Consider the following 11,217-nt stretch of genomic DNA (forward strand, 5'->3'; position numbering starts at 1 on the left):
CTCAGCAGCCTGCCGCAGGTCGATTGGCTACTGGGTGATCGTGGTTACGACGCCGACTGGTTCAGAGAAGCATTGAAAGACAAAGGAATACGCGCATGTATCCCCGGCCGAAAGCAGCGGAAGAAAATCGTCAAGTACGACAAGCGCCGGTACAAACGCCGCAACCGCATCGAGATCACGTTCGGCAGGTTCAAGGATTGGCGCCGGGTGGCAACGCGATACGACAGATGTCCAAAGGTCTTACTGTCGGCCATCGCCCTCGCGGCAATCGTTATGTACTGGCTATGAGTCCTGACCCTGGAGCGTAAGCGAGACGCATTAACACCTCAGCCAATAGAACTGCCAAAGGACTTACATAGATGCTATAAAGAATATGTCGATAATCTTGTTAGAACTTTAACCGACGAAGACGTTGCTGGGCCTGCATCGGATGAGCTGCATGATCTTATAGACGAAGTTATCGTTTCTTGGGATCAAACAACTGAGGCCCATTATCTTGATATCAAAGGTAAGATCTTAAATATATTGAAAAATTTAAGGCCCGCCGATGAGGCAGGCCTGAATGCAAATATCCATTCGCTAAAGCTGGTTGCGGGAGCAGGATTTGGTCTTTATCGAACAATTGCCTGCACCAAGGTATAGCTGTAGCGAATTCTACTTATCCGGCGCTTGGACTGCAAACATTCCGGGTTTTCGCTCAAATTAAATGGCGATATCGGCAGTATCAAACCTACATTAAGTGCTACTGTGATCAGATTATCTGCGACTGGATTGCAATCATCCGCCTTGGATCACATTGGATGCGAACGGTATTCCCTCTTAAGAACGCAGTGCCTGCGTAATCGCGGCACTTTTAGTTCGCTGCACGGCCAAAGAACTGGAAGACGCGGGACTTTGCCGACATACAATCCGTCAAGTTGAATGTCCGCTTCCGGTCAACACATGTACATTTTCAAGCACGTGACGAAGCCGATCTCTTTGTAGTTTGTAGAACACCCAGTTCTTGATCTTTTTGCTTTCGACCAAGCCCGCGTCTTGAAGAACCTTCATATGGTTTGTCACTGTCGGCTGCTTTAGGCCAATCTTGTCGGTTATGAAGCCTACGCAAACACCATCATCAATCAAGTCGCCATCCACCTGCGGCGGGAAGTGTTGTTTGGGCTCAGCCAGCCAATGGACAATGCGCAAGCGATTTTCGTGTGACAGCGCGCTGAGGCCTCGCGCTATTGACTCGAAATCTCGATCTGAATAGTTATTCATCTATATAGATTCCTCGCTATGCAGGCCTTTATGTCGTTCAAGAACCAAAACTTCAACTTCATCCATTGCGATGTTTTCGCAACCAAACCCTATTCCGGCAATAGCCTTGCTGTTTTTACCGACAGCACAGGGATGAGCGGTGAGCAGATGCTGACAATTACGCAAGAGCTTCGCCACTTTGAATCGATCTTTCTAAACGAAAAGGCCGGTCGGATATCTGTCCGGGTCTTCGATCTGTTCGAAGAACTGCCATTCGCCGGTCACCCGATCATCGGTGCGGCGTGCACGCTGCATAAGCAATCAGATGGCGACCCCAAGCGTGTTTGGGCATTTGACCTGCGAGGTGGGCGACGCGCGCAGGTTGCTACCGAATACCGCAATGGCCGCTATATCGGCACGTTGGACCAAGAGCGTCCAGAGATGCTGAACGTCGTAGATGCAAAAACCGAGATTGCCCGCGCCTTCAATCTGAATGCGTTGGCCTCCCTCCCGATGGAGGTCATTTCGACTGGTATCAAGTACCTCATTATCCCGGTTGTCAGTGGCTTGGCCGAGGCACGTATCACGGTGCCAGACCTAGAAAATCGGCTCGAAAGCGTCGGGGCTGAATTCGCCTACCTTTTTGATATCAAATCATTCGAGGGACGGCATTGGAACAATGACGGGATCATGGAGGATGTCGCAACCGGAAGCGCCGCGGGCGTCGTTGGTGCATACGCTTTGAAACATGGGCTTGCGAAACCGGGCGAGGCCTTTGTCTTAAAACAAGGGCACTTCATGGGAAGACCAAGTGAGATTATCGTCACCCCCTACGGTACGTCAGATGAGGTGGAGCGGATCACTGTCGCTGGCGAAGTTGCGTTCGTGGGCAAAGGCGAGCTGATCGCTCCATGATCCCGTTCTTCGGCCCGGAAGACATCCGGCCTTATCTGGACATTGAAAGCTTGATCCCGACAGCGGAAGCGGCCTTCCGGGCCATATCTGACAGCACCGCCCAAGCCCCGGTTTATGTGCTGCACCCCAACGATCTGGCCGATATCCATGTGAAGGCCGCCACTTTGACCGACTGTCCGATTTTGACAGTGAAAATGGCCGGTTGGTCACAGGTCTTGGCAGACCGGGGTGCGCCCGCGTCGAGCGGATTGATTGCTGTGTTCGACAGCGAAACCTGCAAGCCTCTGGCAATTTTGCAAGACGATCATTTGATCTCGGACTACCGGACGGCAGCGGCAGGCGCTTTGGTTGTGAAATTGCTTGCGCCCGAAGATGCGACTTCAGCGTTGATTGTTGGCACAGGGGCGCAGGCGCGTTTGCAAGCCGAAGCCTTGATGTTCGTGCGTCCGATCAAGTACCTCAGCATCTGGGGCCGCTCGGCGGCAAAGGTCACGGCCATGGTGCGAGACCTGCAACTTGCGTTCCCTGCTGTCGACATTCGCGGGATGGACAATCTTCCGGCTGCCATTAATCGCGCTCAGATCATTTTGACAGCAACAGGTGCAAAAGAGCCAGTGATCCGGGCGGAGTGGATCAAACGGGGGCAGCACATCACGTCTGTTGGTTCTGACGACACAACAAAATGTGAAATTGATCCCGCCATCCTGAAAGACGCCGATGTTTATGTCGATGCAATTGAGTCGGCGGTCGAATACGGCGCCCCCAGCCGCGCCATTGGGAAAGGTTTGATCAAAAAGGCCGATCTTACCGAAATTGGTTTGCTGATTGGAAGCTTGGCCAAGAGCCATGCAAACACTACGGTGGCGTGCCTATCAGGACTGGGGGTTCAAGACTTGACCGCTGTGAACAGGTTCTGGGACAAGCTCATCCGTTCAAGGTAAAGAACCGACGTTCGTGCATCGCGCAGTATCATGAATTTTGGGCTTTCCTGGCGCCTTTGCCTCGATCTGCAAGGAGGACAGCTGCCGCTTTACAGCAGAATGGGACGAAATGACATTTTCTCCGGAGTGTTTTGGTTTTGCTATACCCGGATCATGACATTCTTCGGGAAGGGCAACGGTTTTGTTTTCCTGACTTGATCTATCGCTGACACACGCGTAGGATTAATTTTGTTAGGCAATGCAACCAAAACTTTTTTTACCCGCATGTCCTTTCTTTTGAAACAGATGTGTCTGGTTTGTCAATTTATGGCAATTCCTACCGGTCGCATCTGCTAATTTTTGGAACGTTATTAAAATAAAAAATTAGATTGGAGCACAAAATGTATACTACAGATGAATTGTTTATCCGGGTCAGAGGCACAGATCGCGGACGGTTGAAAAAAGCAAATGTTCGGATCAAATCTGCAGCTAAGGACGCTAGATCCCAAACACTGAAGTATGACGAAACAAACGGGTTGTTTCGCTCAGGGCCATTGAAACCGGGCACCTATACCATTCAGGTGGCGGCGACTGGATTGGAAACCCAAAGCCGCGATGCGAGGGTTCCTCATCCACGCACGCCAGAAGATTTCATCCTTGGAAAGAAGGGACAGCCCGCTTACCAACGCGGTGCCGTGAAAGTACCGTTCGAGCCACTTGACATGCTGGTTGCGCTGACACTCACGCCCGCCGAAACAGCCGAGCGTCAGGCCAATGAGATGGCCGATGAGCTTGGTCTTAAAGCCCTGAAAGTCCACGAACAGATCAAACACAACAATGTCCGCCTTTTTCAGTTTTCGGGAAAGAGTTCGAAAAACGAACGGGATCGCACCCTTCGAATTCTAACACAGTCCGAAGGAGTAGCGCTTGCTGGCCCGGTTCTTGAGAAAAGCGAAGAACGACTTTCGTATTTGACAAATCAGCTCATCGTTAAGTGTAAACCTAATATAATAAGAGAGCGGGCCGAACAGATCGCCGAAGAAATGAAAATGCAAGTTGTGCGGACGGTCGTTGCGGTCGGGAACGGATATCTATTCGCCGGCCCCATTACATCGGATTATTCCCTGCTTGAACTGGCGCAAAAGCTCAATGAGCACCGGGATGTGATCTATGCCGAGCCAAACCTCGTTGAAACGTCAATGCTGTTCACGGTTACGCCGACAGATTTTCTGGTTCCGCAACAGTGGCACATTCCGCTCATCGGACTTCCGGACGCTTGGCAAACACTTCGGGACGAAAACTCGGTGACGACCGCAATTGGCGGCCCGGGCGATCTGACGTTTGGTAGCGAAAACATCAAAATCGCCGTCTATGACACCGGCATCCAATCTACGACGACAGGAGGCGTTACGACACCTGACCATCCTGATTTCCAAGGCACGGTCACAGGAGGCGGGGCTAAGGTCGCGCGGCTTTACGACTTCGCACTGATGGTGCCGAACAACGACAGTATCTTTCAAGATCATGGGATGGGTTGTGCGGGTGTCGCTGCCGCGACAGCAAATAACCCATCGACAGTGCACATGGAAACAGAAGGCATGGCTGGGGCCGCTGGAAATTGTCCAATTGTCGGCATTGTAGCCCCATTTGGGTTTCCCAATCTTCGGTGGTCTGATAGCTTTCTTTGGATGTCGGGCTTCAACCCGGGTTGGGTTGCAGATGGCGTGACTTATCCTGTGGGAACGGTTTTCCCGGCGACACTAACGGATGGTGTCGATGTCCACACCAGCAGCGTGCGCATACCTGATGTCGGGCTGATGGATGACACCCTTGATTTCATTGCCACTCATGGGCGCGGAGGGCGCGGCGTTGTCACATGCGTGGCGGCTGGAAATACGCCTGACGATATCTCGAATCCATTCAACAACACAATTGCCGATCATGACAAGATCATTACCGTTGCCGCGTCTATCGATACCGACGTTCGTTCTGGCTACAGCTGTTTTGACCCGGCCATTGATGTTTGCGCACCCTCAAACGGTTCCCCAAGTCAGGGGGCACCTGGAAAGGTCACGACTGACTTCATTGGTGGCGGCAACCTGGCAGGCTCTACTGGCGGCGCGTTGAATTATCGTGATGACTTCGGCGGGACATCCTCGGCCACGCCACTGACGGCGGGGGTCGCAGCACTTGTGCTTTCAATCAACCCAGATCTGAATTGGGTTCAGGTCCGCGAAATCCTGCGCAATACTGCTGTGAAGATCGACGCAGCAAATACCGACCCCGTGGGCGCCTGGACGACCGATCCGATGACCGGTAACCCGATCTTTAGTCAGTGGTACGGTTATGGGCGGATCGACGCAAATTCTGCAGTGATCGCCGCACGAGATTTTGGCACCCCTTATGATGCCGTTATTCGTGACAACCTGGCTGACACCGGGGCCGTTCCATCAACCGGCTGGCATGCCAATTCGCCAGATATCTGGACGCGGCGAACAGATGATCCAATTCCCAGTATTGCCTACACAGTGGCCGGTCCGCACGAGAACCCAATTCGTGGACAGGACAACTATGTTTTCCTTCGCGTCAAGAACACGGGATCACAACCAACGCACGAGGTCTATCTTCGGGCGCTGATCTGCCACTTCCCAGGGTTCGAATTCCGTTATCCTGACGAATGGCAACCCTCAGTTATGCCAAGCACTGGCGTACCAAGCCCACTGGTTCCTGGAACATACCTGATTGGTGAAGAGCTGGTCGATGCAATTGCACCGGGCAGTGATGTCATTATCAAAATGACATGGGATCAAACCCTTGTTCCACCAGAGACCGTGACCGTCGGCGGCATCAATGTAAACTGGCACCCCTGCCTGTTGGCAGAAGCCAGCCCCCATGACAGTGGCCCGTCGGCCGGATCACATGACGTAAAGCGTTACAATGATCTCGCTCACAAGAACATATCGATTGACAACGCAGTGATGTCTGGCGGCTTCAATGCCCATGGCGTTATAGCCGGAAGCAGCCATCGCGAAGGCGTACAGTCGATAATTCTGGATCGCTCCCTAATGAAATCAGAGGCCCGAATACTGGTGGCTATTGATGACGACAATATTACTGAAAGATGGTTGCAGATTGTCGAATCCGGCGCTGCAAAAGAAGCAAAAGATCTTCCTTGGAGAAAGCATCGTATCGCAAAAAAACCCGTAACTTTGCCCCAGTACCAGCGTGGTGATTTTATCACGCTACTTGAACGGTCACGCCTGTCATTGACGCTAGCCTCCGGGCGGAAACTGATTATTGATGGTGCGGCGGGCAGCAAGTTGTCTCTTGGTGATATGTTAAATCAGAAGATGCAGCCAAATGTTTCAATCGAAAAGCACAATGGCAGAACCGTGTTGGCCTTCAATGGTGGAGGTGCCCCAAGTCTGGAATTGCCTATGCCTCTTCGGTCTAGGCAGTATGTTCCTGTTGCAATTGCGGTTGAGCATCAGGACGACATCAATTGGGGTCTGATCCGTAGTTCTCAGCGACTTTCAACCGGTGAAATCTCTGCCGGGTACGAGATTGCCTCTGCTAGATAGTGCAATGCAAACAGTCCAGGCGACCACAGAATGACACGGTCGCCTGGCGTTGGTTCTGTCTGTTCACGATCCTCGACGGCTACAGCCGCTACATCATCACATGGAAGCTCTGCAACGATGAAGGGGTCCTTTGCATAACGGGATGAAATGACGCTGTCTCATGAGCGGTTTTGCTTTTCTCGGCACAGTGAGACTACCACGTTGGCGCGAATGGTCAAAATTTATAGCCCGTGCAGGCGCTGGAGGCGTCGGACTGCGACCATTCGATATGCAGAAACTGATGTCCCCAGGCAAAGGCATTTGGTCGAGCTACGCTGTGTCTGGGGTCGATCTGGGTAGACAGGGAAATCACCCTAAAGGTTTTGAGCGTGGAGAAACGACCGTTCGTTGTACGCCGCATAAATTGGATAGACGAGGGATAAAGCGGCAATTCGCTGCGCTTGTTTGAACGACCGCTTTGTTCACTATCGCGACTTATGTTTCACCAATGCCATTGCAATTGCACCTATCACCGCGGCGACGCTCATTGCAGCGACGAAGCCGTGCGGTTGCCAGGTGCTCATGGCAATTCCGCCGACTGTTGGCCCCACCATTGCACCGATCTGATAGGTGATGAGGAAGGCTGCGTTGGCGACGGCAAGGTCATGAACACGCACGCGCTGACCGATATGCGTCAGTCCCAGAGTATAAAAGCCGATCCCCAACCCCCCCATGACGAATACCGCTGCCGCACGCAGCCACGGATCGGAAATGATCGGGAGGCTTGCGGCGACGAGCGCAAACAAGAGAGCTGATCCGATCAGGACGGTGCGCGCGGACATACGATCTGCCAGCCATCCAACGATGAATTGTAATACGATCCCACCAATCATAAAAACCGTCAGCAAACGCAGCGCTTCAGCTTCCATATAGCCCGATTGTATGGCGTAAACGGGTAGCATGGCAAAGTGTCCGAGTTCGAGCAGACCGCCCACGATGCCTGCGATCATCGCTATTGGTGCCAGCAGAACAGCGCCAAAAATTCTTGTTTCAGGGTGCTCAGGCATGCGCGGTGCGAGGGCCGCCGCCATAATGATCGGAACCACGGCGAGGAGGATGCCCCCGGCGCCGATGAGGAACGGCATCCACCCCGTGATCCCCACTTGGTCAAGAACAAATGGACCGATCGCGAAGCCGCTGAACAACGCCATGGAATAGAGCGCCAGCATGCGGCCCCGCGTCTTGTCGGTCGCCACCGTGTTTATCCAGGTCTCGCCGACAAGCCATGGCAGGGCCAGCCCGGCGCCCATGATGAACCGCAAGATCAGCCATGCTTCGGGCGACTGAAATAGGGGCATAAGCAAAAACCCAGCGCCAACCAGGACGCATCCCAGTGCCATGGCCAGGATTGTTCCGAGTCGCCCCACGAGCCTAGGGAAGAATGGCAGGCAGATAAGGATCGCCAGCGCCGGCGCACTGCCGACCAAGCCATTCAGCCAGGTCGGAACACCCCACTGCTCGAAAGTTAGCGCGGTGATTGGGTAACCAATCCCGTAAGAGATACCGACACCCACCGTCGAGACAATAACGGCAGCGAGACTCAAGCTTCTTTGTTGAGGGGTGAGAGAAGATGCAGTGACAACGGACATGAGTGGGTTCCTATAATGATCAACGGTTTGGTCAGTTCGACTGTGCGACGGACTGCACATTCGGCATAAATGGGCCGGGCCAATCGGGCGCGGCCTCAAACTCAAGCCGTTTTCTTATGAAGGGCGAGTAAACAGGTGCATCCGGTCTTAGCCGCCCGCTTTCTGAGAAATCAGCCCATACGTTGAACGGCAGTTCAGGCTCTTCCATGACGCCCGGCAGACGTCGCGCCAGCGTTTCCTCAGAATGGCGCACTCGGTCCTCTACCGCAGCTTCATCTGCGTTTCCTGCGTTCAGGCCACCATGCACGCCGAAAGTGACTATGGGCTGGACGACCGAGAAACCGATGAAGCGCAGCATGTAATGCGTTGGCCACAACAGCGCGGCCAGATCACCCCCGAGACCATCGTGACAATAGGCCTGCTCACTATCACCGACCGTTACCGACAGCAGCGCGCGGTGCCCTGCCATTGGGCCGCGTTCGTAGCGGTTTTGGCTGGTATAGAAACCGCCGTACACGAAAACGCGGTCGAACCACCCCTTTAGGATCGCAGGTACACCGAACCACACAACGGAAACTGCAGAACAAGCAGATCGGTCTTTTGAAGAAGATCGATACTGTTCTGCACATCTTTTGGAAGGTAATCACCTGTATAAGCTGCCCGTTGTTCGCTTTGGGGATCAAAGTGATCGGCGTTCTTACGACGGCTGAAATGACGAGGATCCTCCACCGGGTCAAAAGCCTCAGAATTGAGATTGATCTTTGCAACGCTCCAGTCCGCAGTTTGTAAAGTAAGCTCAATTGCATCAGCCAAACGCGCGTTCGTCGATTGGGGTTCAGGCGTGGCTACTACGACAACAGCATGCATTTCATTCTCCTCTCATTAAGGATCGGCAGCGACCCAGATCATTGCCATTGATTTCTATGATGTAGAGATATAATTTCTAGATTGAAGAAATTTCAAGGAGAAACTCTACAGTGTCGAAAAAAAATATACGACCTGGCCCAAGGGGCCTCGAACCAGATGAGATTGTCAAAGCTGGATTAAGTCTGATGGAGAGCAACAGCCCCGATGCTTTTAGTGTGCGCAAACTTGCTGCAAAGCTTGGCTGCGACCCCATGGCAGTCCTCTATCATTTCAAATCGAAGACCGGGCTAGAGCGGGCGATGGCTGATGCGATCAACGCCGAGATCACGCCTGTCGATGTGAACGCCTCATGGCGCGATCGTCTGAAGGGCCTTGCGTTTCAGTATCGGAGGCTGGCGCTCAAATACCCTCAAACCTTTCCGCTGCTCATGCGGTTCTGGATCACCGGCCCTGCGGATTATCGGCACGCAGAGATGATTTACAAGGCGCTTGCGGATGCTGGCCTTACGGACAGACAGATGGTGGATATTTGTTTCGGTTGGTATGCGAGTCTATTAGGCTTGGCCGCCGCAGAAGTCGGTGGTCTACTGAAGCCGGCCACCCCAGAGATCATCGCTGAAATCGACCGCCTCCCATCAGCCGACTTTCCGACCATGGCTCGGCTGCTCCAAGCTTTCACGAACCAAAAGGCGGGACGTGCCTATGAAGTAATGGTTGAAACCATTCTCGACGGCATCGAGTGCGCTTTAGACAGCTGACAAGCCGGCATTCATGTCTTTTACAGCATTCGTCAAAAAAGGTTCTCTTGTTCAATCCGTTGCGCTTTGTTCGAATGGCTGGTTTGGAAAACGAGGGAAATCCAGACGCCATGCTACCGCTGAGTTTGCGGCCAGAGATCTTGAAAACTCTTTTGCTGAAATCTCGTCTAAATATCTACATTAAGTCGCATAATATGTAGACTGGAACTCAGACAGGCACAGGCGCTTGAAAACACATCGCAAATTGCAGTCACATTAATTGCGACTGGCCAATGCGACAAAAAACACGTCAAGCACTTCGATATTCGGGATCGCCTCACCGCGGATCCGACCAAGGAAATCGTCCAGTAACTGCTCTTTATGCTTAGACAGTTCGGCTTTCATGCTCATATTGGCAGCCCTGCCTTGCGCATGAGAGTGGAAAGTTCGTCAGTTCTATCCGTATCCAGCTGACCTTTGAGGAAGCGTCTGATTTCTGGGAGGCGGGTGTCGGTGAGATCAGCAAGAGCCTTTGGGTTATAGCCGATCCGGGACAGCCGCGCATCGAGGTCATCAAAGCCAACCGAGATGGTTTCTTCAACGATGTCGCGCATGACTTGATCTGCGCCCATGCGATAGGCGTCAGTGAACGCGCGGTTCAGGTGTTCGGCAAATTGCAGCGGCGTGGAGAGGCGTTCAGCCAGGTATTCTTGTGCGGCGTATTCAAAGACATCTGTTGGGTCAATGCCATCGGCCAGGCACTGCTGCAACAGCCAGAACACAAATTCGCGCCTTTCATCACCAATGCTGCTAAATTCGAACTTCGTCGTCCGATGGCCGATTTCCTCCATTGTCGCGCGTCGCAGGTCATTTTGAAGCCGAGGACGACTGATCTGCGAGCCCGTTGCTGAGAGTAGTTTGGCAATGGAGGCGGATTTGGGAGGCCATATAGAGCACCATATGGAGGAGATTTGGCCGGATGAAAATCATGGTCGGCCCGTCTGGTAAGCGGCGTTGGCCGGATGCTTGCAAGGGATAAGTTGTAGCCGAGCCCATGGTGTCAGGCGTGACAGTGAGCGAAGTTGTACGGTGGCACGATTTGCGCCCGATTTTATCAGCATAAAAGCATCTTTCGCGGACGTCCTGCATGATTCCCGAATACCTGTATTTTGGCGAATTCTTAAAAGTAGAACCCTAGAGCAAGATGAGATCAGGTTGAAGCGTATCCTGAGTTGACAAGGTAATTCGCACATTCCTGCGGGGTGAAGCGGTCGAGCAGCTTACCGATCCTGCGCCATGTTGCCTCTATCGTGCGTTCGGCGGCGTCTCG

Annotated in this window: 9 protein-coding genes and 1 pseudogene; 5 read left to right on the plus strand and 5 right to left on the minus strand. The window is 53.0% G+C overall.

Translation table 11 applies throughout. The features are described 5' to 3' along the window. The coding region (locus H7848_RS19005; RefSeq protein WP_208354487.1) for a transposase at positions 1 to 288 on the plus strand (288 nt) is incomplete at its 5' end. 624 nt (positions 289 to 912) lie between these two features. Here the strand turns inward: H7848_RS19005 and H7848_RS19010 are convergent. Further along, on the minus strand, positions 913 to 1,260 hold the full coding sequence (locus tag H7848_RS19010; protein WP_208354489.1) for an ArsR/SmtB family transcription factor: 348 nt from the start codon (positions 1,258 to 1,260) through the stop codon (positions 913 to 915). 30 nt (positions 1,261 to 1,290) lie between these two features. Between H7848_RS19010 and H7848_RS19015 the strand changes: the two genes are divergently transcribed. The 3 genes from H7848_RS19015 to H7848_RS19025 all read left to right on the plus strand — a co-directional run bounded on the left by H7848_RS19015 (position 1,291) and on the right by H7848_RS19025 (position 6,655). Then, entirely contained in the window at positions 1,291 to 2,154 is an 864-nt protein-coding gene (locus H7848_RS19015) for a PhzF family phenazine biosynthesis protein (RefSeq protein ID WP_208354491.1), read from the plus strand. Beyond that, on the plus strand, positions 2,151 to 3,095 hold the full coding sequence (locus tag H7848_RS19020; RefSeq protein ID WP_208354492.1) for an ornithine cyclodeaminase family protein: 945 nt from the start codon (positions 2,151 to 2,153) through the stop codon (positions 3,093 to 3,095). Before H7848_RS19015 ends, H7848_RS19020 begins: the two co-directional genes overlap by 4 nt. Positions 3,096 to 3,628: 533 nt before the next feature. After that, positions 3,629 to 6,655, plus strand: coding sequence for a S8 family serine peptidase (locus H7848_RS19025; RefSeq protein ID WP_208354494.1), 3,027 nt, complete (start codon positions 3,629 to 3,631; stop codon positions 6,653 to 6,655). 464 nt (positions 6,656 to 7,119) lie between these two features. Here the strand turns inward: H7848_RS19025 and H7848_RS19030 are convergent, their stop codons facing one another. Both H7848_RS19030 and H7848_RS20390 read right to left on the minus strand, forming a co-directional pair. Continuing rightward, positions 7,120 to 8,283: an MFS transporter gene (locus H7848_RS19030; RefSeq protein ID WP_208354496.1), complete on the minus strand. Its 1,164-nt coding sequence runs from the start codon at positions 8,281 to 8,283 to the stop codon at positions 7,120 to 7,122. A 31-nt stretch (positions 8,284 to 8,314) separates the two neighbouring features. After that, a pseudogene (locus H7848_RS20390) lies at positions 8,315 to 9,150 on the minus strand (NAD(P)H-dependent oxidoreductase). Positions 9,151 to 9,260: 110 nt separating this feature from the next. Between H7848_RS20390 and H7848_RS19045 the strand changes: the two are divergent. Then, the gene (locus H7848_RS19045; protein WP_336512154.1) at positions 9,261 to 9,908 is read left to right on the plus strand and encodes a TetR/AcrR family transcriptional regulator; all 648 of its coding nucleotides are present in this window, start codon (positions 9,261 to 9,263) and stop codon (positions 9,906 to 9,908) included. A gap of 255 nt (positions 9,909 to 10,163) precedes the next feature. Here H7848_RS19045 and H7848_RS20240 read toward each other — a convergent pair whose 3' ends face one another. Both H7848_RS20240 and H7848_RS19050 read right to left on the minus strand, forming a co-directional pair. Next, positions 10,164 to 10,298, minus strand: a complete 135-nt coding sequence (locus H7848_RS20240) for a hypothetical protein (protein WP_272874430.1) — start codon at positions 10,296 to 10,298, stop codon at positions 10,164 to 10,166. After that, positions 10,295 to 10,738, minus strand: a complete 444-nt coding sequence (locus H7848_RS19050) for a hypothetical protein (protein ID WP_208354503.1) — start codon at positions 10,736 to 10,738, stop codon at positions 10,295 to 10,297. The genes H7848_RS20240 and H7848_RS19050 overlap by 4 nt, the downstream gene beginning before the upstream one ends. Positions 10,739 to 11,217: the final 479 nt, after the last annotated feature.

The organism is Pseudaestuariivita rosea (genome assembly GCF_017592335.1).
GTDB lineage: Bacteria > Pseudomonadota > Alphaproteobacteria > Rhodobacterales > Rhodobacteraceae > Parasulfitobacter > Parasulfitobacter rosea.

Excerpts from the sequence above, each read along its gene's own strand:
- H7848_RS19010 (WP_208354489.1), bottom strand. The coding sequence starts at position 1,260 with ATGAATAACTATTCAGATCGAGATTTCGAGTCAATAGCGCGAGGCCTC.
- H7848_RS19015 (WP_208354491.1), top strand. The coding sequence starts at position 1,291 with ATGTCGTTCAAGAACCAAAACTTCAACTTCATCCATTGCGATGTTTTC.
- H7848_RS19020 (WP_208354492.1), top strand. The coding sequence starts at position 2,151 with ATGATCCCGTTCTTCGGCCCGGAAGACATCCGGCCTTATCTGGACATT.
- H7848_RS19030 (WP_208354496.1), bottom strand. The coding sequence starts at position 8,283 with ATGTCCGTTGTCACTGCATCTTCTCTCACCCCTCAACAAAGAAGCTTG.
- H7848_RS20240 (WP_272874430.1), bottom strand. The coding sequence starts at position 10,298 with ATGAGCATGAAAGCCGAACTGTCTAAGCATAAAGAGCAGTTACTGGAC.
- H7848_RS19050 (WP_208354503.1), bottom strand. The coding sequence starts at position 10,738 with ATGGAGGAAATCGGCCATCGGACGACGAAGTTCGAATTTAGCAGCATT.